General features: G+C 63.7%; 20 protein-coding genes. 11 read left to right on the top strand and 9 right to left on the bottom strand.

The genetic code is table 11. The features are described from left to right. Together IC761_RS21480 and IC761_RS21475 are read right to left on the bottom strand one after the other, a co-directional pair. A complete protein-coding gene (locus tag IC761_RS21480; RefSeq protein ID WP_195798626.1) occupies positions 1 to 2,073 on the bottom strand; it encodes a TRAP transporter permease in 2,073 nt (690 codons plus the stop codon). A gap of 41 nt (positions 2,074 to 2,114) precedes the next feature. Continuing rightward, entirely contained in the window at positions 2,115 to 3,281 is a 1,167-nt protein-coding gene (locus IC761_RS21475) for a TAXI family TRAP transporter solute-binding subunit (RefSeq protein WP_195798625.1), read from the bottom strand. 506 nt (positions 3,282 to 3,787) lie between these two features. On the opposite strand from IC761_RS21475, the gene IC761_RS21470 reads away from it, so the two are divergent. From IC761_RS21470 to IC761_RS21450, 5 genes are all read left to right on the top strand, one after another. After that, on the top strand, positions 3,788 to 4,762 hold the full coding sequence (locus tag IC761_RS21470) for an IclR family transcriptional regulator (protein WP_195798624.1): 975 nt from the start codon (positions 3,788 to 3,790) through the stop codon (positions 4,760 to 4,762). Then, positions 4,692 to 6,251 carry an acyl-CoA carboxylase subunit beta gene (locus IC761_RS21465; RefSeq protein ID WP_195798623.1) on the top strand — a complete coding sequence of 520 codons (1,560 nt, stop codon included), beginning with the start codon at positions 4,692 to 4,694 and terminating at the stop codon, positions 6,249 to 6,251. Before IC761_RS21470 ends, IC761_RS21465 begins: the two co-directional genes overlap by 71 nt. Before the next feature lie 294 nt (positions 6,252 to 6,545). Then, positions 6,546 to 7,973, top strand: coding sequence for a TadE/TadG family type IV pilus assembly protein (locus IC761_RS21460; RefSeq protein WP_195798622.1), 1,428 nt, complete (start codon positions 6,546 to 6,548; stop codon positions 7,971 to 7,973). Between the two features lie 10 nt (positions 7,974 to 7,983). Next, on the top strand, positions 7,984 to 8,538 hold the full coding sequence (locus IC761_RS21455) for a TadE/TadG family type IV pilus assembly protein (protein WP_195798621.1): 555 nt from the start codon (positions 7,984 to 7,986) through the stop codon (positions 8,536 to 8,538). 2 nt (positions 8,539 to 8,540) lie between these two features. Beyond that, positions 8,541 to 9,203 carry a TadE/TadG family type IV pilus assembly protein gene (locus tag IC761_RS21450; protein WP_195798620.1) on the top strand — a complete coding sequence of 221 codons (663 nt, stop codon included), beginning with the start codon at positions 8,541 to 8,543 and terminating at the stop codon, positions 9,201 to 9,203. Positions 9,204 to 9,452: 249 nt separating this feature from the next. Here the strand turns inward: IC761_RS21450 and IC761_RS21445 are convergent, their stop codons facing one another. The 3 genes from IC761_RS21445 to IC761_RS21435 all read right to left on the bottom strand — a co-directional run bounded on the left by IC761_RS21445 (position 9,453) and on the right by IC761_RS21435 (position 15,334). Continuing rightward, complete coding sequence (locus IC761_RS21445; RefSeq protein WP_195798619.1) at positions 9,453 to 11,936, bottom strand: alkaline phosphatase family protein; 2,484 nt, start codon at positions 11,934 to 11,936, stop codon at positions 9,453 to 9,455. Positions 11,937 to 12,242: 306 nt separating this feature from the next. Beyond that, positions 12,243 to 13,616, bottom strand: coding sequence for an aldehyde dehydrogenase family protein (locus IC761_RS21440; protein ID WP_195798618.1), 1,374 nt, complete (start codon positions 13,614 to 13,616; stop codon positions 12,243 to 12,245). Positions 13,617 to 14,140: 524 nt separating this feature from the next. Continuing rightward, positions 14,141 to 15,334 carry a patatin-like phospholipase family protein gene (locus IC761_RS21435; protein WP_195798617.1) on the bottom strand — a complete coding sequence of 398 codons (1,194 nt, stop codon included), beginning with the start codon at positions 15,332 to 15,334 and terminating at the stop codon, positions 14,141 to 14,143. A 237-nt stretch (positions 15,335 to 15,571) separates the two neighbouring features. On the opposite strand from IC761_RS21435, the gene IC761_RS21430 reads away from it, so the two are divergent. The 3 genes from IC761_RS21430 (at position 15,572) to IC761_RS21420 (ending at position 18,897) form a co-directional block, all read left to right on the top strand. Next, a complete protein-coding gene (locus IC761_RS21430; protein ID WP_195798616.1) occupies positions 15,572 to 16,354 on the top strand; it encodes an acetoacetate decarboxylase in 783 nt (260 codons plus the stop codon). 101 nt (positions 16,355 to 16,455) lie between these two features. Further along, complete coding sequence (locus tag IC761_RS21425) at positions 16,456 to 17,475, top strand: transporter (RefSeq protein ID WP_195798615.1); 1,020 nt, start codon at positions 16,456 to 16,458, stop codon at positions 17,473 to 17,475. Between the two features lie 18 nt (positions 17,476 to 17,493). Further along, the gene (locus tag IC761_RS21420; RefSeq protein ID WP_195798614.1) at positions 17,494 to 18,897 is read left to right on the top strand and encodes a carbohydrate porin; all 1,404 of its coding nucleotides are present in this window, start codon (positions 17,494 to 17,496) and stop codon (positions 18,895 to 18,897) included. Positions 18,898 to 18,903: 6 nt separating this feature from the next. Here IC761_RS21420 and IC761_RS21415 read toward each other — a convergent pair whose 3' ends face one another. After that, positions 18,904 to 20,199 (bottom strand): MFS transporter, encoded by a 1,296-nt coding sequence (locus IC761_RS21415; protein ID WP_195798613.1) that lies wholly within the window; start codon positions 20,197 to 20,199, stop codon positions 18,904 to 18,906. Between the two features lie 113 nt (positions 20,200 to 20,312). Further along, the gene (locus IC761_RS21410) at positions 20,313 to 21,509 is read right to left on the bottom strand and encodes an acetyl-CoA C-acyltransferase (protein ID WP_195798612.1); all 1,197 of its coding nucleotides are present in this window, start codon (positions 21,507 to 21,509) and stop codon (positions 20,313 to 20,315) included. Between the two features lie 187 nt (positions 21,510 to 21,696). Here IC761_RS21410 and IC761_RS21405 point away from each other — a divergent pair, with 187 nt between their 5' ends. After that, on the top strand, positions 21,697 to 22,107 hold the full coding sequence (locus tag IC761_RS21405; protein ID WP_195798611.1) for a hypothetical protein: 411 nt from the start codon (positions 21,697 to 21,699) through the stop codon (positions 22,105 to 22,107). Here IC761_RS21405 and IC761_RS21400 read toward each other — a convergent pair. Then, a complete protein-coding gene (locus tag IC761_RS21400; protein ID WP_195798610.1) occupies positions 22,104 to 22,874 on the bottom strand; it encodes an enoyl-CoA hydratase in 771 nt (256 codons plus the stop codon). The genes IC761_RS21405 and IC761_RS21400 overlap by 4 nt on opposite strands. 155 nt (positions 22,875 to 23,029) lie before the next feature. Between IC761_RS21400 and IC761_RS21395 the strand changes: the two genes are divergently transcribed. Together IC761_RS21395 and IC761_RS21390 are read left to right on the top strand one after the other, a co-directional pair. Next, positions 23,030 to 23,569, top strand: a complete 540-nt coding sequence (locus IC761_RS21395) for a PaaI family thioesterase (protein ID WP_195798609.1) — start codon at positions 23,030 to 23,032, stop codon at positions 23,567 to 23,569. Between the two features lie 59 nt (positions 23,570 to 23,628). Further along, complete coding sequence (locus IC761_RS21390) at positions 23,629 to 24,249, top strand: TetR/AcrR family transcriptional regulator (protein WP_195798608.1); 621 nt, start codon at positions 23,629 to 23,631, stop codon at positions 24,247 to 24,249. Between the two features lie 108 nt (positions 24,250 to 24,357). On the opposite strand, the gene IC761_RS21385 is transcribed toward IC761_RS21390, so the two are convergent. After that, entirely contained in the window at positions 24,358 to 25,266 is a 909-nt protein-coding gene (locus IC761_RS21385; RefSeq protein ID WP_195798607.1) for a LysR family transcriptional regulator, read from the bottom strand. Between the last annotated feature and the right edge of the window lie 34 nt (positions 25,267 to 25,300).

Raw genomic sequence — 25,300 nt, 5'->3', positions numbered from 1 at the left:
TCAGGGCACGCGCAACCCGTCCGCCAGCGGCGATTGCCGCCGGACCAGCAGCAGTGCGATCAAAGCCGTCGGCGCCAGGATGGCGAGCCCCAGCAAAGTCACCTGCATTTGTGACAGCGGCATGATTCCGCCGCCGGGCGTCGCCACCACGAATCCGCCGATCACCAGCAGCACGCGGATCGGCCATTCCAGCACGCCGGCGCCGCGCAGATCGCCGACGAAAGGCTGGTAGCCCTGGATGCCGCCGCAGATGAACAGCGTGCCGAACGCGGCCATCGCCATCAGCCCGAGGGCGGCCAGATACGGGCTCGGTCCTTGCAACACCAGCGCCGGATTGAGCACGAAGAAGAACGGGATGAAATAGATGATGCTGCCGACCCACATCGATTCCCAGCCCGTCTTCATCGCCGGCGAGCCGGCGATGCCGGCGGCTGCGAACGAGGCGATCGCGACCGGCGGGGTGATCGACGACAGCATGCCCCAATAGAAGATGAACATGTGCACCGCCATCTTGTTCAGTCCGAGCTTCTCCAGCGCCGGCGCCACCAAAATGGCGAGGAAGATGTAGCAGGCCGTGGTCGTCAGCCCGAGGCCGAGAATGAGGCTCGTGAAGGCGCACATGCCGAGCAGCAGGAACGGATTGTCGCCGGCGAGCGTCAGGAGGTCGTTGGCGAGGCTCGACACCACGCCGGTCATCGAGAACGCGCCGATCAGGAGGCCGCAGCCGGCGAGGATGCCGACAAGCTCGACGAAGGTGCGGCCGTTGACCTCGAGGAATTTGCCGATCGTCGCGACCGTCCAGCGCGTGTCCCTGGAGAACAGCTGGTTGAGCACCAGCAGCAGCGCGGTGGCATAGAACGGCGCGTGGCTCTCGCGCTTGAAGTACAAGAGCATCACGACCAGGAGCGCAATGACGAAGACGTAATACCAGCCGTCCCTGATCGTATCCATGATCCGCGGCAGCTCGGCGCGCGGAATCCCCTTCAACCCGTGGCGCGCCGCGTAGGCGTCGACCTGCATGAACAGCCCGGCATAATAGAGCGCGGCGGGAATGATCGCGGCGACCGCGACCTCGGCGTAGCTGACATTGAGGAACTGCGCGATCACGAATGCGGTTGCGCCCATCACCGGCGGCGCCAGCACCGCGCCGGTCGAGGCGCAGGCCTCGATCGCGCCGGCATAGGAGGCGCGAAAGCCGCTCTTCTTCATCACCGGGATGGTCATGGTGCCGGCGGTCAGCACGTTGGAGATGATCGAGCCCGACATCATGCCGAGCAGGCCGCTGGCAAAGATGCAGACCTTGGCCGCGCCGCCGCGGAAGGTGCCGCACAGCGCAAAGGCGAGGTTGATGAAGAACTTTCCGGCCCCCGTCATCATCAGCGCAGTGCCGAACACGAGGAAGCCGATCACGGTGTCGGCAAACGCCTGGATGGGAATGCCGAGCAGGCTCTCGCCCGAGAGCACGTGATAGGCGGTCGCCTGCTCCAGCGTCGACTGTGTGCCGCGGAACGGCCCGAGCCAGCCGGATTCCGCAAACAGCGGGTAGACGGTGAAGGGCAGCACGCTCAGCAAGAGGCTCCAGCCGCCGGTACGGCGCAGCGCCTCCATCAGCATCACCCACATCACGAGGCCGGCGGCGATCACGCTGGTCGGCGCGCCGCCGAATTCCCAGCCCGCTTCGGCCGCCTTGCGCACGTTCGACATCAGCATCAGCGCGGCCGCAAAGGTCACGACGAAGAAGACGAGGTCGTACCAGGGAATGCGGTCGAGCGGCGCCCGCCCCGTGCCCGGGAAGATCAGGAAGGTGAACGGCAGCATCAGCGCGATCAGGAGATAGAAATACTCGGTGTTGAGCTGGGTGTAGCCGACGAAGAAGCGCAGCGAGAATTGCTGGTTGATGCAAAGCAGGATGGTCGCCGCGGTCGCCGCCACCAGCGTCCAGCGCCAGCCACCGCGTAAGCTGCGCACGCGCGTGACCTCCGCCTCCTGCATGTTGCCGGCAGCGCCATGCGGATCGTCGAACACGACCCGCTTGGCCTCGTCTTGCGGGTCGGTGGTTGCGGAAACAGACATGATCGACCCCGCGTCTGGGCTGCTCTCGGCCAGTGAACTAATTAATCCTCGAACCCGTTCGGCATCTCGGCTTTCGCCAGAGCCGTCGCGCGTGCCTTCATCCAGCCGTCGAGGAAAGCCTTGTCGTCCGACGGCGGACCGGATTTGTTGTAGTCAGCCCAGGCAGCGCCAAGCACCTCCTGCCGCTTGATCAGCTTGTTGTTGTGCGCCTCCTGCGCGTCGCTCCATTGGCCGGCTTCCTTCAGCGCCTTCACGGCGCCGGGATGCACCGGCACCACCCAGTTCTTGGTCTGGCGGTCGGAGGCCAGGCCGCCGGCGCCGGGCGCGGAATCCTTGTAGGCATCGTAGTTCACGATCATCGCCTTGGTCATCGCATAGACCTGGTCAGCCGGTTGCGAGGCGTAAACGACGAAGATCGGGTAGGGGTAGTTGGCAAGCTCGATCGGTTTTTCCGGGGTGATGCCGGCGCCGCAGGTGGCAAGCTGCGGAAAGAAGAACGTGCCGACCTTCTGCATCCGCGCCCAGCCCTCCTTGTCCTTGGCCGGCAGCGGCGGCCAGATCAGGCCGCGCGGCGAGGTCTCGGCTTCCTTGGCCGGACCGGTGATGGTGGTGCCGAAGGCGGCATCGGTGTCGTTGTTGATCAGCCCCTTCCACATCGCGCCATAGCTTGCGAACTCGACGATCTTGACGTCCTTCTGCGTCAGCCCGGCGAAAGCCAGCACCGCGAGCGAATTCTGGTTCAGCGCCGGCGAGCCGACGACGAACCCGACGCGCTTGCCCTTGAGGTCCTTCAATTCCTTCACGCCGGAATCGGCGGCAACACCAAGCGAGCCGCAATTGCAGTCGACGCTCGAGAGCATCAGCTGCAACGGCTGCGGTCCCCATTCCCTGCTGCCGAACTCGAACACGCCCTCCTGCGCGAAGTATGTGCCGGATCCCATCGCAGACGACGCCGCGCGCTTGGCGCGCAGCGGTGCGAGGCGCGCGACGTCGTTGCCCGCGGGAAGCACGCGCACGTCGGTGTTGTACTTGTCCTTCATCATCTTGCCGACGCCGACTGCGATGTTGAAGCCGGCGGTGCCGGTGTCATAGGCGGTGAAGGTCAGTGTCGCCGGCAGCTTGATGTCTTCGGCGAATGCATAGCGTGTAGACGCAAAAGAAATGCCCGCAACCAAGGCAGGCGCGAGCATGAGCAGCCCACGACGCATGTTTCCCTCCGATGATCCTCGCGTTTGCCGCGAAGACTTTCATTCTTTGTTTGAAACAGAGTTTTGTTTGAACAGATCATGTCATCGGCAATCAGCCATGGCAACGCCGTACAGTCAGCGTGAAAGTCAGCCAGACACATTGTCGCGGTGATATGCAATGGAGCGCGCCTCGTCCTTCGGGACGACCGCTTCGCGGTCTCCTCAGGATGAGGCTAAGCGGCATCGGTGCCTGTCAAATTGCTGCCGCACATTCCGTCCTCATCCTGAGGAGCCCGCACAAAGCGGGCGTCCCGAAGGATGGCCACAAGAAGATTGCGCAACCACGAGTCCGGCGTAAGCGCACTCAAGACTCAGCGATCGCGATCGCCTGGCCTTCGGCGACGAGATCAGTGACGATCTTTATTTCTGGCATGCCATCGCCTTTTTGTTGTCGTCGCAAAGTGCCTGAGGTAGCGTCGTCTGCAAGTGGAATTTAATTCCGCACAGCGGAACATATGGTAGGGAACATGGGACGACGTTCGGAGCGGTTGAGTAGGCAAGGTGCGCTCGCTGGCGAAGCCGGTGAGGGTGATGTCATCCAGGTGGTGTCGCGCGCATTCGACGTGTTGCGATGCTTCGAGGGCCACGAGGCCCGACTCGGCAATCTCGAGATTTCAAATCGCTGCGGCCTGCCGCGCTCGACGGTGTCGCGACTCACGCACACGCTGACGCGGATGGGCCAGCTGGTCTATCTGCCGCGCGATCAAAAATATCGGATCGGCCCGAGCGCGGTGGCGATGAGCGCCTCGATGATGAAGGGCGCGCAGCTGCGCAGCATGATCCGGCAGCGGCTCCAGGAAGTGGCCGAGCAAGTGCCGGGCACGGTCGGCTTCGTCGTGCCCGATCGCTTCCACCTCGTCTATCTCCAGTTCGCGCGCTCGGCGGCCGCACTCGGCCTGCATGAGGGCACCGGCAGCCGCATCTCGATGGCATCCACCGCCGCGGGCGCGGCCTACACGGCCGCGTTGTCGCCGGAGATCGGCGATGCCTTGATCAACGACATGGAACGGGAAGCGCCCGAAGCTGCAAAAATCCTGCGGCCCCGCATCGAGGCCAACCGGCAGTCGCTGCGCGAGCGCGGCTATGTCACGGCCTGCGGCCTGTGGAGCCCGCACATCAACGGCCTCGCGGTGCCGATCTGGTCGCCGCAGTACCAGACCTTCGTGGTCATCACCATCGGGCTTCTCGCGGCGATGTATGACGAGCAGCGTTTGCATGCCGAAGTCGCTCCAGTGATGGTCGGGCTCGGCCGCTCGCTCGCAAGCCTCGTCGAAGGCGCCGAAGGCGACGTCTTCAACAACCGTATCTCGCGCAAACCGGTCGCAATGGCCGTGCATAACAATAACAAGCCGATCAATTCGGAGGGAGTGAATGAACTGGAAGCCGGAACTCGACGAGCTCGCCCGGCGCGAAGCCTTCGCGCGGGAGATGGGCGGCGTTGACAAGGTCAAGCGACAGCATGACCAGGGCCGGCTGACTGTTCGGGAGCGCATCGGGAAGCTGATCGACAAGGGCAGCTTTCACGAGATCGGTGCCGTCTCCGGCGTCGGTGAGTACGATCCAAAGGGCGAGCTCAGGAACGTGACGCCGGCGAACTGCGTGTTCGGCCGCGCGCGCGTCGATGGCCGCACGGTCGTGGTCGTCGGCGACGATTTTACGGTGCGCGGTGGTTCGGCGGATGCTTCGATCTCGGCAAAGCCGCTGATGGCGGAGGAGATGGCGCACGATTTCCGCCTGCCCATCGTCCGCATCATCGAAGGCTCCGGCGGCGGCGGCTCGGTCAAGACCATCGAGACCAAGGGCGCGGCCAATCTGCCGGGCGGCATCGGCGGCACCCGCTGGTATCGCTTCACGACGGAGAATCTGTCGCGCGTGCCGGTGGTCGCACTCGGCCTCGGCTCGGTTGCGGGGCTTGGTGCGGCGCGCCTTGCGGCCAGCCATTACTCCATCATGACGCGGAAGTCCGCGATGTTCGTCGCGGGGCCACCGGTGGTGAAGGCGCTGGGGCAGAACCTCTCGAAGGAGGAGCTCGGCGGCGCCGACATCCAGACCCGCGCCGGTGCGGTCGATCATGCCGTCGACACTGAGGAGGAGGCCTTCGCCTGCGCGCGGCGATTCCTGTCCTATCTGCCGGCGTCGGTCTATGAGCTGCCGCCGACCGTGCCTTGCACCGACAATCCGGAGCGCAGCGAAGAAGCCCTGATGAAGGCGGTGCCGCGCAACCGCAAGCAGGTCTACAAGATGCGGCCGATCATCGAGCAGGTCGTCGACAAGGGCTCGTTCTTCGAGGTCGCCGCCAATTTCGGCAAGCCGATCATCGTGGGCCTGGCGCGGCTCGAGGGCCGGGCGGTGATGCTGCTCGCCAGCGACAGCTTTCATTATGGCGGCTCGTGGACGGCGGATGCCTGTCAGAAGGTGGTGCGCTGGGTCGACTTCGCCGAGACCTTCCATCTGCCGATCGTCTATCTCATGGATTGCCCGGGCTTCATGATCGGCCTCGATGCCGAGAAAGCCGCGACCATCCGTCACGGCGTCCGCGCCATGGCTGCGGTCAACCAGACCACGGTGCCCTGGTGTACGGTGATCCTGCGCAACGCTTTCGGTGTCGCCGGCGTCGTGCATCAGCCGGCGGACCGCTTCTCGATCCGCTACGCCTGGCCGTCGGCCTATTGGGGCTCGCTGCCGCTCGAAGGCGGCATCGAGGCCGCCTACCGCGCCGACATCGACGCGGCCGAGGACAAGGCAGGGAAGCTGAAGGAGATCGAGGAGCGCCTCAACAAGCTGCGCTCGCCGTTCCGCTCGGCCGAAAAATTCTGGGTCGAGGAGATCATCGACCCGCGCAAGACGCGCTCGCTGCTGTGCGAGTTCGCAAGGCTGGCCGAGCCGCTACGCAAGCCGGGGCCGCCGGAGAACATGACGATCAGGCCGTAATCATTAACCGTCATTGCGAGCGTGTAGCGGACTGCTTGCCCCGCAGGCCCTCCGCTCGTGCCAATTCGCAACGAATTCGTTTAAGCCGCGTTAATAATGCTCTCTCGATATAACGCATCAATCCGTTGCAGTCCGTGTTTATCGGTTGCCCGTAAGTGTTGATTAACAAGGCCATCTCCATAGTCCGCCGAATACGAGCGCGGGGCCGAGGCCAAAAATCCTGAAAACTCCTCCGGTCGCAAGCGTTTTGGAATGCATTTTCCGCCGCAGCGACGGCAATCAGGGTTAAGGGTCATGCTCGGCCGCGTCATGTTTCGTTTCGCTGGAGACCGGAAGGCCAACGTCGCCGTCATCTTCGCGCTGATGATGGTGCCGATCGTCTTCCTGCTGGGCATGACGCTCGACTACACGGTAGCCCAGCGCAGGCAGGAGCAGCTGAATGCGGCTGCCGACGCGGCCGCGATCGCGGCCGTGAGGCCGGCGATGCTGACGCAGACCGATGACACCGTCGTCCAGGCGACCGCGGCGGCGGTCTTTGCGGCGAAGGCGAACCTGCCCGGCCTGTCGACGACGCCGACACCGACCATCACCGTCACCGATTCCGGGCTGTCGCGGACCATCACGGTTTCCTATGTCGCACAGTCCGTCAACAATTTCCCCAGCGTTCTCGGCCGGCAGACCTGGCAGGTCACCGGTTCGGCGACGGCGAAGGCCTCCAGCGCGCCCAACATGAACTTCTACCTGTTGCTGGACGATTCTCCGTCGATGGCGATTGCCGCGACGCAGACCGACATCAACAACATGATCACCGCGACGAAGAGCCAGCCGTCCTACGCGGCGAATTGCGGCTTCGCCTGTCATGAGGCCAATCCTGGTGGCAAGGCCGCGAGCTCCTCGAACAAGGACAATCTGACCGTCGCGCGCGCCAACAACATCACGCTGCGCATCGATCTCGTGCAGAACGCCGTCACGCAATTGCTGGTCGGACCCTGGTCGTGTCCGCAGTCGGGTGTGTCGGGCGGCGTCATGCAGTGCATGTCGGCGATCAACAACACCACCTACAAGGCGGCGATCTACACCTTCGACTACAATCTGAATACGGTCCAGACGCTGACGACGCCAACCACCGCCGGCACGAAGATCTCCAACATTTCGCTCCTGACGGTCGACCATCAGAACTGCCCCGTTGTCGACAGCAAGGGCGCTTGCACCTACACCACCGACTTCGGCACGGATATCTCTGGCGGGCTGACGGGCGTCAACAACGTGATGCCGGCGCCGGGCACCGGCACCAATCAGCAGGGCGATACGCCCCAGGAGGTGGTCTTCCTCGTCACCGACGGCGTCGACGACAAGCTGATCCCGAAGACGGGGGGCAGCTGTGACGCCAATGCCACCTATGCGCTTCCGACCGCCAACAGCACGACCTTGCGCTGTCAGCAACCGCTCGACACGACGGTCTGCACGACCATCAAGAATCGCGGCATTCGCATCGCGGTCCTCTACACCGAGTATCTGCCACTGCCGACCGAGAGCTGGTACAACACCCGCATCGCGCAATTCAACAATCCATCCTCGTCTACCGGTACGATCGCAACGCGGTTGCAATCCTGCGCGTCGCCCGGCCTGTATGCGAATGTGCAGACAGGTGGCGACATTTCTGCGGCGCTGACCAACCTCTTCATCAAGGTCGCGTCCAGCACGGCCAGCCTCGTGCAGTAGAGAAGGCGCCATGACCGAACCCGTCACAACAACGAAACGACGCCGCAGCCGATGCGGCGCTTTCGCGCGCGACAGCAAGGGCGCCACGGCAGTGGAGTTCGCGCTCGTTGGCGCGCCGTTCCTCGCGCTCCTGATCGCACTGATCCAGACGTTTCTCGTCTTCTTCGCCCAACAGCTGCTCGAATCCATTGTGCTTCAATCGTCGCGCCTGGTTATGACGGGGCAGGTCCAGTCTGCGCAGATGTCGCAGGCGCAATTCCAGCAAGCGGTCTGCAACCAGATCAAGATCCTGTTCAACTGCAGCGGCATCATGGTCGACATGCAGGTCGCCAGCTCCTGGTCGTCGACCAATACGGCCATGCCCACCCTGACTTTCGACAGCAGCGGGGCCGTCACCAACGCCTGGTCGTACAATGCCGGGAATGCCGGCGACATCGTCGTGCTCCGGGTGATGTATGTGTGGCCGGTCATGCTCGGGCCGCTCGGTTTCAATCTTTCGAATATGTCCAACGGCAACCGGCTGATGATGTCGTCCGCCGCGTTCCAGAACGAGCCAGGGAGCTAGCGATGATTGCCGGCCTGTCGTTTCGCGCACGGAACCTGTGGACCGACGTTCGCGGCGTTGCGGCAACCGAGTTCGCCATCGTGACCCCGTTCATGCTGGTGCTCTATGTCGGCGGCGTCGAGCTCGGCAACGGCATGGCCATGAACGTCAAGGTCAGCGCGACCGCGCACAGTGTCGCCGACATGATCTCGCAAAACACGCAGGTCACGGCATCGCAGATGACCGGGATCCTTGGGGCGGCGACGGCCATCATGGCTCCCTATCCCATCACCGCCAGTGGCGGAGCCTCACTGATGACGATCACGGTCTCCGAGGTTTCCACCGACGCCAACGGCAATGCGACGGTCCAATGGAGCAAGTCGACCAGCTCGACCGGCGCAAGGCCCGTGGGGCAGGCGATGACCTTGTCGGCTTTCACCGCGACCGGCACGAACAGCTCCAACAATGCCAACATCTCGCTCATCCTGAGCGAGGTGTCCTATGTCTACACGCCCAATCTCGGCTACACGATCGCCGGCAGCGTCACCCTGTCCGACAGCTATTACCTGTTTCCGCGCTGCTCGACCAACAGCCCGACCACGTCGAGCTTTCCTTATTACGACGTGAAGTACCCGGCGACGACGGGCTGTACCTGCATCCAGCATTTGCAGCAGAAGAGCTGCTAAAGCATGATCCGGAAAAGTGCGAAGCGGTTTTCCGAAAAGATCATGCTCAAACAACAACCTAAAGCGCGATGATGATTCATCCCGATCTCATCGCGCTTTAGGTCCGTATAGTTTCTTCGTTGCGGGCTGGGCTCCGTGAAACCCTGGACGCGCCACATACGTTGAAGCGCGTTGGTGCGATGGCTGCAAAATCAAGGGCTCGAACTCCGCGCGTGCTGCGAGTTCGAGCCCTTTCTGCCGCGTTGGTGCTTACAGACCGGCGAGCGACTGCGCCGCAGCGAGCAGTTTGAAACCTTCGCCGATCAGCTGCACGGAGTGGCCGTTGGGGCCGAAGCGGGCTTCGTCGCGCTCGTCGCGGCCTTCCCCGACCGGTTGCGGGTCGAGCACGTCCTTCATCTGCTGTGCAAGCGCGTCGCGCTGCGTGGTCAACGCCTGGATCTTCAGCTCGACGGACAGGTAGGTCGCATCGTCGGCCTTGATTGCCGCTGTCGAGGCGACAATCAGCGCGTGGGCGAACGCGCCGTAGGGTGCATTGAGTTGCTTGTAGAGGTCACCCAGTCGCGTATGCGCCTCGCCATCCCGGCCCCTGGCTACCGACGGATGGAGGATCTGCGCGATTACGCGTCCGTCCGCCTGATAGTCCGGCTTCAGCCCGAGCAGGGTGTTCACTGTCGGGACGATGTCGGTGTGATCGGTCCAGGTCGTGTCGTCGATCGCGCCGTTCTTCACGCCGGGGCCGGCCATTCCAAGCCAGGTCTGACCGATATCGTTCGAATAGTCGCCGTGGATCCAGGCAAAGGCGTCGTTCAAGCAGCCCTGACTCTTTCCCGGGCAGGGGCTGAACGTCTGGAAGTAATAGTCCGGCTTTGAGAACATCGTGAACGACATGGTCCGCTGCGGATCGGCGTTGATCATGTGCAGCGCCTTCAGCGTCGGCCCGTCCACGAGGTAGTTCGCGACCGGCGTCAGCTGCGTGGCATCGACATAGGGATCGAACGCCTTCAGGCCCGCCGCTGCCTTCTCGAAGGCGCGCAGGACCGGGTTGACGACAACGTGCCCGGTGGCATCGAACGCCTGCGGCTGGCCGTAGATGTAGAAGCTCGGCGCCGAGTCGAACGAGATGTCGTAGCCTGTGCCATTGATCTTGGAGCCGATCAGCCAGGACATGTTGTAGCCGACCTCGCCGACAAGCGGTCCGTTGGCCGTGGCCGGCGGCCATGTCGACGGCCCGGTCCAGGTCGAGACGTCCTGGCCGTTGTTGGTCAGATCGAACCGGCCATGGCGCGGGTTGCCCGAGGCCGCGTTGTAGACGCACGCGGTCGTCACGCCGTTGCAATTTTGCGCCTGCTGGCCGGCGAAATGATCGTTCTCGTCCGCCGTGACGATAAACAGGGTGTTGTTCTTGTTGATGCCGGCCGTGGCGAGCCGGGCGAAGAATTTCGCGAACGCGTCGTCATAGCTCTTCAGCGCCGCGACATAGTCGGCCTCGCCGGGTCCGTAGGCACCGCCGCCGGCGTGGTTGTCGTGGAGGTCGGAGATGTAGGCGTAGGTGACGGGAATGCCGGCCTCCTGCATTTGGGCCACATAGCCCAGGGTGACCGCCGCCGACATCGAATCGAAGCCCGGGAAGCCCGGATGCCCGAACTGGTCGGTAATCGGCGCGCCGTTGATGTCATTCACCGACGGCGAGCCGTGCGTGATCGCCGGGTTGACGTACTTCGCCCCGAACAGAGCACGGAAATTCTGGTACCCGCCCGGCTCATCCGGCAGCAGGTCGGGCCGCGCGGTGGAGGTGCTTGCGCAGAGGCTTGTCCTGCCGTTGCCGCAATGCACTGCAATGCCGACGAAGTCCGTCGTCGCCTTCGCCGCCGCGGCCGAGCCGAATGGCGCTTCCTGCGAGTCGAGCGCGTCGAGCCACTCAGACGAATTGGCGCCGAAGATCGTCGTGATGTCCCCGGTGCGGTCAATCGGATCCGCGGCCGGTTCCCAGACGCTCACATTCTGCGCATGGCTCTTGGTCAGCGGGCTCGTCAGGACCGTAAAGAAACCGGAAAAATGGTCGATTTTGGCGGTTTCCTGATTGGCGCCCTGATCGATGACGATCGTATCCCCGACGTTGAAGCCCTTGTTGCTGAACAGGTCGATCTGGGTATCGCCGGCGTTGGCCGCGGAAAAGAGATCGGTCGGACCGGCCTTGAACGCGCCGGCCACAGCGTTCTCGAGCACGGCGTTCGCGGTCGGAACGTAGCCGACGTCGCAGCCGGCCCTTGTGTAGGTCACCCACGGGGCGGGCGTGTTCTTGCCGCCGGTCGTGATCATGTTCGGGCGGGAATCGATCGGCGCGGCAACCGGAGCGGTCCAATATTTGAATGCCGACGTGAAGGTCGGAACGCCGGTGGCGGGATTGTAATAGTCATAGGAGTTGGTGACCGTGAGCCCCATCCGGTCGGGATAGAGGCCGGTCAAGGAGCTCGTGATGCCGGCGGTCGTATGCGAGATCAGCACGGTGTAGTGCTTGTTCAGGAGCGTGCCGTTGTCCTTCAGGAAATTGTAGAGGTGCGGCATCTGCTCCAGATCGGACGGAACGTTGGGGTTGTCGCGCGTGAGGTGCACGTTGTCGAACTGGATGTAGATGACGTGCTTTACCTCGTGACCGGGCGATCCGAGCTGGCAGGATTTGCGCTCGTGCTCCTCGGCGCTCGCCGGCGTCAGCCAGAGCACCGTCGCAGCCATCGCTGCCACTCCGAATAGCCGATTGTGCAATGACGAAGTGTGATTCAGAAATCTGTTCACCGTTTCCTCCGCATTAAAAACGAGGCCATAGCAAACCAGCCCCTGACGCGTGGACGTCAGAGGGTGTCGATACGGCCGATTAAGCTACGTGCTGGACTCTCGCGGAGACACAATAAGACACGCTATGTAACACTACGATAAACGATATGTGATGCGGAGCTGTCCGCGTTGGAGTTCCGCGCGGCCGCGACGCCGCCGACCTTGTCGAACATTTGCGGCACGATGCATTGATGCCGATCCCGGCATCTACTTGAACACGATCATCTTCTCGGCCGTCATCTCATGCATCGTGTAGGGAATACCGCCGACGCCATGTCCTGAGACGCGGCGGCCGGCGAAAGGCATCCAGTCGGTGCGGAAAGCGGTATGGTCGTTGATCATCACTGCCGCGGCGTCGAGGCGTTCCGCCGCATCGAGTGCAACCGCGAGATCGCGCGTGAAGATGGCGGACTGGAACGAGACGGGAAGCGAGTTGGCCTCGTTGATCGCATCGTCGATGTGCTCGAAGGGGTAGATGCAGGTCACCGGGCCGAACACCTCGAGCGTCGAAACTTTTGCATCACGCGGTGGCGAAATCAGGATCGACGGCTTGAGCGTGGTCTCGCTCAGCCGTCCGCCGCCGATCTGGCGTGTCCCGGCCGATGTTGCTTCGGCAATCCAGCCTTCGACCCGGTTGGCCTCTTGCGGCGTAATCAACGGTCCGACCTCGGTCTCGGGGAGCGTCGGATCTCCCACCCTGAGCGCCTCGACCCGCGCCGCCATCCTGTCGATGAATTCCTTCTGAAGCGAAGAGTGAACATAGATGCGCTGGACCGACACGCAGACTTGCCCGGCGTGGTAATACCCACCCTTGACGATCGGCTCGACGATTTTGTCGAGGTCGGCGCTGCGGTCGATGATGAGGGGAGCGACACCGCCGTGCTCGAGCGCGCAGCGCGCGCCGGGGGTGATGACTGATCGCAGATGCCAGCCGACGCGCGCCGAACCGATGAAGCTCAGGAAGGCGACGCGCGGGTCCGTCGCAAATTTTTCCGGAAGGCTGTGATCCTCCGGCAGAAACGTCTGAACCCAGCCTTCCGGCATGCCGGCCTTGTGAATGAGCTTCACCAGTTCGACGCAGCATAGGGGCGTTGTGCCCGCGGGCTTGACGATCACCGGGCAACCGGTCGCGATCGCTGGCGCGAGCTGGTGAACGATCAGGTTGAGGGGATGATTGAAGGCTGAGATTGCCGCAACGATGCCGATGGGTTCCTTGATCGTCCATGCCCGCCGGCCGTCGCTCGCAGGCGTGAGGCCCATCGGGATCTCGACCCCGCCGCGGGTTCGCAGAAAATCCGCCGCCGAGCGGATGCCGTCGATCGCCCGGTCCGTCTCGATCAACGCGTCCGTCAGCGGCTTTCCGCCCTCTCGTGCGATCAGAATGCCAAAGTCCTGTCGCTTCTCGGCAACGAGATCAGCGAGCTTGTGGAGAATGGCGATGCGCTGATGCGGCTTCAGCCAGGCCTTCCGGTCCGCGAGCAGTTTTCGTGCGGTCTCGAACTTGGCCTCCAGCGCGGCGGCGTCGTCACTGGCGAGCTCGGTGATCTCCTTGCGGTCGAAGGCCTGGACAACTTTGAGCATCATGATCTCCATGGATGTCTTTGCGTGGTGCTGGAGCGTCGTCGCGCGCTCGCAGTCTAGCTCGGCGCCGCGGGACCCGAGGTCAATTGAAGCAAAACCGCTTAAGCGTCAGGTGATGCGGAACCGGAGTTCAGGCAGAACCTGAAGCAGATTATGGTACGGGGCGTCGCCTGGCCACGTCGCCGGTCAGCGCGGAGCGGAGCGATCGTGCGATTTTGCAATGATGACATCATGCCCCTGTTTTGCCCGACGAGTCAAATTCTCTTCGGGAAAGCGTAAGTCACATTGATCCGCCACGCCCGGCTACTGTGCATGGGGTTGTTTTCGCATTTTTGTATTGGCAGCGCGGACTAGCTCCCGGCCGTCGTCCCAGCGAAGGCCGGGACCCATAACCACGGAAGTGGTTTGGCGAAAACTCGGAGTTATCAGTTTGCGCTATGGCTGCACTCTGAGCGTATGGGTCCCGGCCTTCGCCGGGACGACATCGAGCAAAAGGCGATTGCTTTGGCCCCGCGTCGCATCGCTTACGCGCTCTCCGTCTCCCGGTGCACGTCGTGCACCACGAGCCCCATGCCTTCCTCGGGCATCTTGATCCAGTCGCGCCGCTTCAGCGTGCGCTTGGTGTCCTCGTAGCCTGAGGTCCAGTGCTCGCGCATCGAGGTGCCCGAGAACTCGTGGTCCTTGGCGTCGCCCTCATAGGCCTTCTGCTGGTAGATCAGATGCAGGATCGCGATCTCCGGCATGTTGCGCAGGCTGGCCTTGAGCTGTCGGTCCTCGTCGGACAGCTGCTCGTCCGGGATCTTCGTCAGCGCCTTGTAGAGCAGGACCTTGAGATTGTGGCTGCGGCGATAGACGTCGGTGTTGTGGCGGGTGCGCGAGGAATACATGATGTCCTTGTGGCGGGCCATCACGTCCTGGATCGAGCGCGGCAGCACGCCACGCGCGCTGAACAGGTCGACCTGGAACACCAGCGAATTGAGCGCATCCTCCTGGTCGAGCAGATGCTGGAGCGGCGTGTTGGAGACGATGCCGCCGTCCCAGAAATGATCGGTGCCGATCCGCACCATCGGCAGCGCCGGGGGCAGGGCGCCCGAGGCCATGATGTGCTCCGGCTCGATGTCGTCATGGGCGTTGTCGAAATAGATGAAGTTGCCGGAGAGCACGTTCACAGCGCCGACCGCGAAGCGGACCTTCTTCTCGTTGATGAGGTCGAAATCGACGAGCTCGAGCAGGGTCGCCTTGAGCGCCGCCGTGTCGTAATAGCTCGTCGCGGTCCGGGCGCCGACGGGGCTGAGCCAGGGATTGACCTGGTGCGGGGTGAAGAAGCCCGGCTGGCCCATCGCGGACGTCATCCAGGAGCTGTAGAGATTGCGCCATTGGCGGAAGATGTCGCCGTCGGGCGTGTAGTGCCAGATCTTGCGGTTGGTGATACGCTCCCAGAAGATGCGCAACGCTTCGAGCCGCTTCTCCGGCTTGTTGCCGGCAATGATGGAGGAGTTGATCGCGCCGATCGAGACGCCGCAGACCCAGTCGGGCTCGATGCCGGCCTCGTGCAGCGCCTGGTAGACGCCGGCCTGGTAGGCGCCGAGCGCGCCGCCGCCTTGCAGCACCAGCGCGACGCGGTCGCAGCGCTCGGGGCGCCAGCCTCGCGCGGGCGGCTGATGGGTCTGATGGGTCGGTTGCGACGTCTGTGTCGCTTGCGACGTCCGGGCGTCCATGGCCGATGCCTCCTGCCGAGCATGATCTGGGGAAACGATTGCGTCCCGCGGTGACGATGTGATGACAAAGTTGGCGCCGGTGCATCGTTCGCATGCACGTCAACTCATACGGGAATGGCAGAGGTCGTGGGCTTGACGGAAATCCTTCACATGGGAGTCAATGAGGACGGCTAGCCATTTGCATCAGGCGAGAAGCTGCCGGGGCCGACATCACAGACATCACACAGGAGATCCGCGATGCGCAGGGAAGAATTGCTCAGACTTCCGTCCATGCCGGCTGCCGGACCGAGCTATCCGGCCGGGCCCTATCGCTTCGTCAACCGCGAATTCCTGGTCATCACCTATGAGACCGATCCGGACCTGATCCGCGGCGGCCTGCCCGAGCCGCTGGAGCCGATCGATCAGCCGATCGTGCACTATGAATGGATCAGGATGCCGGACTCCTCCGGCTTCGGCAGCTACACCGAATCCGGCCTCGTCATCCCCGCGCGCCTCAACGGCGAGGAGGTCAATTTCGTCTCGCAGATGTATCTCGACGACGATCCGCCGATCGCCGCCGGCCGCGAGATCTGGGGCTTTCCCAAGAAGTACGCCCATCCCAAGCTCGAGATCGTCAAGGACACGCTGACGGGCACGCTGGAATATGCCGGCCAGCTCGTCGCCATGGGCACGATGGGCTACAAGCATGAGAGCATGGCCGGCAACGGCGATCTCACCCGCGCGACGCTGTCGAAGACGCAGATCAACCTGAAGATGATCCCCGGCGTCGATGGCCATCTCGAAGTCTGCCAGCTAGTCGCGATCAACCTGATCGACATCGTGCCGAAGGGCTCCTGGATCGGCCCAGGCCGGCTGCATCTGGTTCCCCATGTGAATGCACCGGTTGCCGATTTCCCGGTGCGGCGCTGCCTCGGCGCGCATCACTACATCGCCGACCTGACCTTGCCGTTCGGCCGCGTCGTGCACGACTACGTCAAGGAGGCCGAGGCGGCCGCCGCGACGGGGATGGCCGCCGAATAGGGCGGCCATCATCAAACTGTAACACTGGCGTAATTCAGTACCCGCGGGAGATCCGGAGGAGGCGAAGCCCCCCGGACATGGGCTGCATTGTGGGGGTGAGCATGGCTGAGCCGGCAAAGCTTGTCAGCGCGTTATCGGACGCCGTACCCGCTATACCGGGCCTGGTGTGGGCGTTCCGCCTGCACAGCGACGGCAGCGCGGAACCGCTCCCGATCGACCAGCGGATCGAGTTCAGCCATGACGGCCGGCTCTGGCTGCATTTCAACCTGAACGACGTGCGGGCGAAGCCGTGGATTTCGGCCGCGAGCCTGCCGCCGCTCGCGCGTGAGCTGTTGCTGTCCAACGACACATTCCAGCAGCTCCACGTCATCGACGGTTGCGTCTACGGTGTGTTCTCCGACCTCGTCCGTGACATCGACAGCCCGACGGAGGAGACCGCGTTTCTGCGCTTCGTCATGACCGAGCATCTCCTCGTCTCCGGCCGCCACCAGGCGCTCTGCTCGGCGGATGCGACCCGCCGGGTGCTCGAAGGCGGCTACCGCGTCGACAATGTCGCTCGTCTGCTGGAGAAGATCGTCGACGAGGTCGCCGACACGCTGGACCGGATGGCCGACAAGCTCGGACAGGAGATCGACGGCATCGAGGAGCGCATCCTCGCTGACGATGTGAAGTCGGATATGCGCGGCAACCTCGGCCGGCTGCGCCGGACTTGCGTCAGGCTGCACCGCCAGCTCACGGGCCTGCGCGTGCTGTTTCACCGCCTCGACCAGAAGAACACGGATCATTTGGCCCCGTCCCTGCGCATTCATGCCGCAAGGCTGGCGCAGCGGCTCGACGGGCTCGATCACGACATCGTCGAGCTCCGCGAACGCAGCCGGCTGCTCGAGGAAGAGCTGCGCTTCAAGAACGAGGAGGAGAGCAACCGCCACCTTCACACGCTGTCGATCGTGACGACGCTCCTGCTGCCGCCGACGCTGATCACCGGCATTTTCGGCATGAACACCAAGGGCCTGCCGCTCACCGATGTCGATGAGGGCTTCCTCTGGGCTGCTGCGATGATGGTGTGCTCGATCGGCCTCGCCTATCTGTTCATGCGGCGCACAGGCATCTTCAAGAAATAGCGCCAGCCGGTATCAGCCGTGAGTGGGTCTGCCCAGGTGTTTGCGTTGCGTGGCTCGCTCGCGGTGGCAGCGGTGCTGTTTGCGGGCACGAGTGCGTTTGCAGGCGCCAAGGACGAGAGCGCGGCCGACTGGCTGTTTCCAAAATGGTTCAACGAATGGCATGACGGGCTCGCCAACAAGGGCCTGAACTTCGGCGCGACCTACATCGTCGACAACATCGGCAATGTCTCGGGCGGGGTGTCACGCGGCGCCATCAATTTCGGCCGGCTCGATCTCTCGGTCGATGCCGATCTCGACAAGCTCGTCGGCTGGACCGGGGGACGCTTCTACGCCAACGGCTTCATCATCTACGGCCGCGGGCTGACGCGAAACTACATCATGAACCTCGCCACCATCAGCGAGATCGAGGCGCTGCCCGACCAGCGGCTCTACAACGCCTATTTCGAGCAGAGCTTTTTCGACGGGCGGCTGAACATCAGGGCGGGCCAGCAGGCCGCCGACGTCGAGTTCTTCGACAGCGAGACCGACGACCTCTTCATCAACGGCACGTTCGGCTGGCCCGCGATCAAGGCCACCAATCTGCCGGCCGGCGGACCCGCGCCCCCGATCGCGGTCCCCGGCATTCGCGTCAAGGCCCAGGTCGCGGACAACGTCACCGTCTTCGGTGCCGTGTTCAACGGTAGCGCGGCAGCACCCGGCGATGGCGATCCGCAGACCCGCGACAATCATGGTCTCGCGTTCCGCGTCAATGATCCGGCATGGGTGATCGGGCAGGTCCATTTCGACTATCATCTCGATATCGGCGGCAGCTCGCTCGCCGGCAATTTCACGCCCGGCGGCTGGTATCATTTCGGCGACTTCGACAGTCAGCGCTTCACCGCGGACGGATTCTCGCTCGCAGACCCGACCGGATCCGGCATCCCGGCCAAGCTTCGCGGCAACTACGGCATCTACGCGGTCATCGAGCAGACGCTCTGGCGGCCGCCGGGGGCCGAGCCCGACAAGACCGTGTCGGCCTCGATACCCGGCGTCACCGCGTTCGGCCGCATCGCCTACAGCCCGCCGGATCGCAATTTGATCGACCTCTATCTCGACGGCGGCGTCGGCTTTGTCGGCTTTACGCCCGGCCGTCCGCTTGACCGGTTCGGGATCGGGGTGGCCTATATGCGGATTTCAGGCGCCGCGCGAAGCCTCGACGTCGACACCCAGATCTTCAGCGGCATCCAGAGCCCGGTGCGCAGCAGCGAAGCCCTGCTTGAAATCATCTATGAAGCCCACATCAAGCCGGGCTGGCTGATCGCGCCTTATTTCCAGTATGTGGTGCGTCCCTCCGGCGGCATCCCGAATCCGAACGATCCGACCGGGACCTCGCGGATCGGCGACGCCGCCGTGTTCGGGTTCACCACCACGTTCAGGTACTAGGCCGGCTCATGCCATCGCGGGCTGCGGTTGCGGCTTCGGCTGCCGCGCCAGCGCCAGCACGATCAGCGAGGCGAACACGCAGAGCGCGCCGGCGACGAAGAAGGCCGGCAGATAGCTTTGCAGCAGCGTCCGCGACAGACCCGCGCCGAAGGCGGCGGTGCCGGCTCCGAGCTGGTGGCCGGCAAAGATCCAGCCGAACACCAGATTGGCGCGCTCGGGCCCGAATTTCTGCGCGGTGAGGCGCACCGTCGGTGGCACCGTCGCGATCCAGTCGAGGCCATAAAACATCGCGAAGATCGAGAGGCCATAGAACGAGAAATCGCTGAACGGCAGGAAGATCAGCGACAGCCCGCGCAGGCCGTAATACCAGAACAGCAGATAGCGATTGTCGTAACGGTCCGACAGCCAGCCCGACATGATGGTGCCGAAGAAGTCGAAGATTCCCATTGCCGCGAGCAGGCTTGCCGCCTGCACCTGCGGAATGCCGAAGTCGAGGCACATCGGGATCAAGTGCACCTGGACCAGGCCATTGGTCGAGGCGCCGCAGACGAAGAAGGTCGCAAACAGGATCCAGAATGCGCTCGACTTCGAGGCATCGCGCAGCGTGCCGAGCGCCACCGCCGTGATCGAGCCGTGGTTCACGGGCGGTGTGGGCAGCGGCGCGGTGCCTTCGTCGCCGAAGGGACGCAAACCGACATCGCTCGGCCGGTCACGCATGATGAGCAGGACTGCAACTGCGGAAACGCCGAGCATGATGCAGACGAAGCCGAGCGCCGGTCGCCAGCCGAAGCGCTCGGTCAGGCTTGCAAGCAGGGGCAGGAACACGAGCTGGCCGGTCGCAACGCTCGCGGTCATGATGCCGATGACGAGGCCGCGCCTTGCCGCAAACCAGCGCGTGGCGATGGTTGCGCCCAGCACCAGCGCGGTCATGCCAGTGCCGATGCCGATCACGACGCCCCAGAGCGCGATCAGCTGCCAGACTTGCGTCATGCCGAGCGAGGTAACCAACGCCGAGACGACGATGAGCTGGGCCGTCAGCGTGACGTTGCGCAGGCCATAGCGGTTGAGCAGGGCGGCTGCGAACGGCGCCATCAGCCCGAACAGGATGAAGCGGATCGACAGCGCCGACGAGATCTCCGCCGTGCTCCAGCCGAACTCCTTCTGAAGCGGAACGATGAACACGCCGGGCGCACCGACCGTGCCGGCGCTGATCAGCGCGGCAAAGAAGGTCACTCCGACCATCACCCAGCCATAGTGGATATTGCGGCGGCCGAGTGCTGCCGCGAGCCAGTTCGAAATCATTGGGCCTCAATGTCGGTTGGCGGGCATGGTGAGACCCGCGTCATCGTTGCAGTCTGGCACGAAAACGGGAAGTCTGAAATGCCAGACTTCCCTTATTTTCGGACCTGACGGCGTCAGTGCGCGATGCGCTCCACTGCGATCGCGGTGGCTTCACCGCCGCCGATGCAGAGCGCGGCAACGCCGCGCTTGAGGTTCTGAGCCTCAAGCGCATGCAGCAGCGTCACGATCAACCGCGCACCGGTGGCGCCGATGGGATGGCCGAGCGCGCAGGCGCCGCCATTGATGTTGAGCTTGTCGCGGGGAATGCCGAGATCGCGCTGTGCCGCCATCGCCACCACGGCGAACGCCTCGTTGATTTCGAACAGGTCGACGTCACCCGCGCTCCAGCCGACCTTGTCCAGCAGTTTGCGGATCGCCGGGATCGGTGCGGTGGTGAACCATTGCGGCTCCTGGCTGTGGGTGGCGTGGCCCTTGATCACCGCGAGCGTCGGCAGGCCGCTACGATCGGCGAGCGAGCGCTTTGTCAGCACCAAAGCGGCGGCACCATCGGCGTTGGCCGAGGAGGCCGCCGGCGTGATGGTGCCATTGGCGCGGAACGCCGGCTTCAAGCCGGGGATTTTTGCGGGGTCAACCTTCAGCGGATGCTCGTCATTGGCGATGACGCGCGGACCAGCTTTCTCAGTCAGGGTGATCGGCGCGATCTCGGCCTTGAACGCGCCGCCCTCGACCGCCTTGCGGGCGCGACTCAGTGTCTCCATCGCATAGGCGTCCTGGTCCTTACGGGTGAACTGGTAGGCTTCCGCGGTCGCCTCGCCGAAATCGCCCATCGAGCGGCCGGTCTCATAGGCGTCCTCCAGCCCGTCCATCATCATGTGGTCGATGATGCGGTCATGGCCGGCGCGGTAGCCGCCGCGCGCCTTGGCCAGCAGGTAAGGGGCGTTGCTCATGCTCTCCATGCCGCCGGAGACGACGATGTCGGCCGAGCCTGCACGGATGATGTCGTGCGCCAGCATCGTTGCCTTCATGCCGGAGCCGCAGACCTTGTTGACAGTGGTGGCGCCGGTCGCATCGGGCAGACCAGCCGCACGCGCCGCCTGGCGCGCCGGTGCCTGGCCTTGGCCGGCCGGCAGCACGCAGCCCATGAAGACCTCGTCGACCTTTTCCGGCGCGAGCTTCGCGCGCTCTAGGGCAGCGCCGATCACATGCGATCCAAGCTTGTGCGCTGCGAGTGGTGACAATTCGCCCATGAAACGGCCGAGCGGGGTGCGGGCGGCGGAAACGATGACGACGGGATCGGCGGCTTCGGCCATGACGGAACTCCCTGCGATGACGGTTGGATTATGGTCATCATATGATGCGATGCAAAAAATGCAACCGCTACCGGCATGAGAAAATGTCGTGGTTCTGATGATAATTTGCCCGCTTGAACTGGTGGGCCTGGTGCCGTCGTAGCGCCGATTCTGTTACCTAGGTTGCGCAAGACTGGGAGGGGGATGTTTGGATATGGGGGTGGAGGGAACAACGCCGCGACTCTTGTTTCGGATCGCGCTGGGATTAGCTGTCGCGCTCTGGGCCAATCCCATCCGGGCCTGCTCTTTTGTGGATGAGGCCGCCGCCAGCGCGGCGTCGATCAGGATCTCAAACTACTATCTTTTAGCCACAGCCTTGCTTGGTATCATTTGCGTGCTTGTCGCGTTCTATCGGCGCCGCTGGTTCTGGAGCCTGATCGTCGTTGCCCTTGTGCTGATCTTTCATCCCAGCCGAACGATCACGCCGCTGCACGCGCCGGATTGCACATATCCGAATATCGAGCTTTCCCAGGCTGCATTTGCTTTGGTCGCCATCATGTTCGTGTTCCATCTATGGCGGATTGTCGTCGCGCGACGGCGCTCGCACTTGGGCACCTAGCGCTTCCGATTCACAAACGCCTGCATCAGCCGCGTCGGCTCGTCCGTCAGGAAGGATTCGCCAAAGACCTTCACGCTCAAATTCACCGACTCCGTCAGCGGCAGTTCCTCCCATTGCCGCAGCAGCGCTTTCTGCGACCGCAGCGCCTCGGGACCGCATTCGAGCAGTGCCGCTACGAGGTGCTCGATCTCGGCATCCAGACCGCCGTCCGGCGCGACCTTGTCGACCAGTCCCCAAGCCAGCGCCGTCGGCGCGTCGATGTTCTCCGCGGTCATCACCAGCCAGCGCGCCCGGGCCCAGCCGATCAGGCGCGGCAACAGCGCCGCGTGGATCACCGAGGGGATGCCGACGCGCACCTCCGGCATGCCGAAATGCGCGTCATGCGCCGCGATGCGGAAATCGCAGGCGGCTGCGACTTCAAGCCCGCCACCGAGACACCAGCCGGGCATGCGCGCGATCATCGGCGCGGGGAATTGGCGCACGGCCTCGCAGAGATCGCGCAGGCGGCTGATGAAAGCTTCCGCCGATGCCTGGTCGAGCTTCGCCATCTCCTTGATGTCGGCGCCGCCGATCATGCTCTTTTCGCTCTGGCCGCGCAGCACCACGACGCGAATATTGCGGTCGGAGGCGAGCTGCTGCAAGCCTTGGCGCACCGCATCGGTGACGGGCGAGCCCAGGATGTTGAGCGAGCCGGCATTGCAGATCGCGACATGGACGACGCCGCGCGCATCGCGCGTCACGCCGCAGTGGTTGTTGAGCATTTCCATCGTGACATCTCGAAGGTTTCGTGGACATGCGCGAGGTGCGCCAGTCGGGATCACTTCCGGGCCGAAATACCCGGCTTGTCAAGCGGGCAGGCGGCGGAGTTGCCAGTGCGAAGTCCGCGGGATAGTATGACAAATATCATACAAAGAGGCCCCTCATGACTGCCCCTGATCAACGCGACCTCTTCTCGCCCGCGGGACGGCGCGAGCGTGTGGTGGACTGGCAAGCTCCGACGCCGGTCGCGAAAGTGGCGATGGGGCTATCAGGCATGGATGCCATGCTGGGCATCCGCGACGGCCGGCTGCCGCCGCCGCCGTTTGCAAAGCTGATCGGCTTCGTCATGGCCGTGGTCGAGCCCGGCCGGATCGTGATGGAACTGGAGCCGCGCGAGGACCTCGAAAATACCATCGGCCTGCTGCACGGGGCGACGGCTGCGGCGTTGATCGATACCGCCATGGGCTGTGCGATCTCGACGAGGCTGGAGGCCGGGCAGGGATCGGTGACGCTCGACCTGAAGATGACCTTCCTGCGTCCGCTCTCGGTCCGTTCCGGGCTGATCTCGGCTGAAGGCAAGGTGATCAAGCTGGGGCGCCAGTCCAGCTACACGGAAGGGTTCGTCCGCGACGGTAAGGGGGCACTCGCCGTGCATGCAACCGCGACCTTTTCCATGATCGGCAACAATTTTACCGGGAATTAATGCGCCGTTCGACCGATATCCGTGTTATTAGATGATTTCCGACATTCAATGAGAGCCGTATGCGCTATTCCCGGGAACACAAGCAGGAAACCCACGACCGCATCGTGAAGAAGGCGTCGGTCCGGCTGCGCGAAAAGGGCGCCCATGGCATCGGCGTCGCCGACCTCATGAAGGAGGCCGGCCTGACCCATGGCGGCTTCTACGCCCATTTCGATTCCCGCGAGGCGCTGGTGATCGAGGCGTTTGCCTACGCGATGGACCGCTCGATGGAGCACTGGCGCAAGCAGTCCGATCAAGTCGCGCCGGAGAAGCAATTCGCCCAGATGGTCGAGACCTATCTCTCGGCGCTGCACCGCGACAATCCCGGCCATGGCTGCTCGATCCCCGCGCTCGGCGCCGAGATCGCGCGCGAGAGCCCGAAGACGCGAAAGGCGTTTGCCGGCAAGCTCGACGAGATGGTCGAGATGATGACGGACTTCATCCCCAATTTGCCGCGCAAGGCTGCCCGCAAGCAGGCGATCGCGACGCTGGCGACGATGGCCGGCACGATGCTGCTGGCGCGCATTGCGGGCTCGAGCGAGCTGTCCGATGAGGTGCTCAAGGCCGGCAAGGACAGTGCGCTGGACGGCGCGCGGCGGGAGCCGAAAGTGATGGCCGCAAAGAAGGCGAAGCAGAATTAGGCGGAGATGCCGTAGGGGGGCAAAGGCGCGCCAGCGCCGTGCCCACCGTGTTTCCACGATTGCGACCGATATGGTGGGCACGCTTCGCTTTGCCCACCCTACGATTTCCTATCTTCCCGCAAACAGCGACCGATCGCGCTCCACGATCTCACCGATGTAATCCGCCACCGCCCGGATCCGCGCCAGATCCTTGCTGTCGGCGTGCATCAGCATCCAGAACGTCCGGGTGATCGAGATCTCCTCCGGCAGCACGGCGACGAGCTGCGGATAATCGCTTGCCATGAAATGCGGCAGCACGGCAATGCCGAAGCCTGAGAGCGTCGCATTGAGCTGCGCGATCAGATTGGCACTGCGGAAGCGGGCCGAGATGCGCGGCGACACCTGCGGCAGGTAGTCGAGCTCCGGCGTGAACAGCAGCTCCTCGATGTAGCCGACGAAACGGTGCTGCGGCAGCACCTCGCGCGAGGCGATCTTCGGGAAGCGATCGAGATAGGCGGGCGCGGCATACAGCCCGAGTCGGTAGTCGAGCAGCTTGCGGCCGACGATACGGCCTTCCTTCGGCATGGTCAGGCTGATGGCAATATCGGCCTCGCGCTTGGAGAGGCTGAACAGGCGCGCAGTCGCCACGAGTTGCAGATCGAGGTCGGGATAGCGGTCCGCGAACGGGGCGAGCCGCGGCGCCAGGAAGGCGGTTCCGAATCCGTCAGGTGCTCCAATCCGCACTGTGCCGGTCAGCCGTGCCACCGATCCGCCGACCTGCTCCTGGTTGGCAACGATGGTCGATTCCATCGCCTCGGCGCTGTCGGCAACGCGCTGGCCGGCCTCGGTGAGGAGATAGCCGGTCTTGCGCCGGTCAAACAGCTTTGCCGAAAGGTGCTTCTCCAGCCGGTCGACGCGGCGGATCACGGTGGCATGGTCGACCCCAAGCTGTTTCGCCGCAGCCGACACCGAGCCGCCCCGCACGATGGCCAGCACGAAGCGAAAGTCGTCCCAGTCGATGTGACCTTGATCCAGCATTTTCGCACATCTATGGTGCATTATCTCAGACTTG

The sequence above is a fragment of the Bradyrhizobium commune genome (genome assembly GCF_015624505.1).
Taxonomy (GTDB): domain Bacteria; phylum Pseudomonadota; class Alphaproteobacteria; order Rhizobiales; family Xanthobacteraceae; genus Bradyrhizobium; species Bradyrhizobium commune.
The sequence above is the reverse complement of the archived record's forward strand: the minus strand, read 5'-3'. Positions and strand labels throughout refer to the sequence as shown.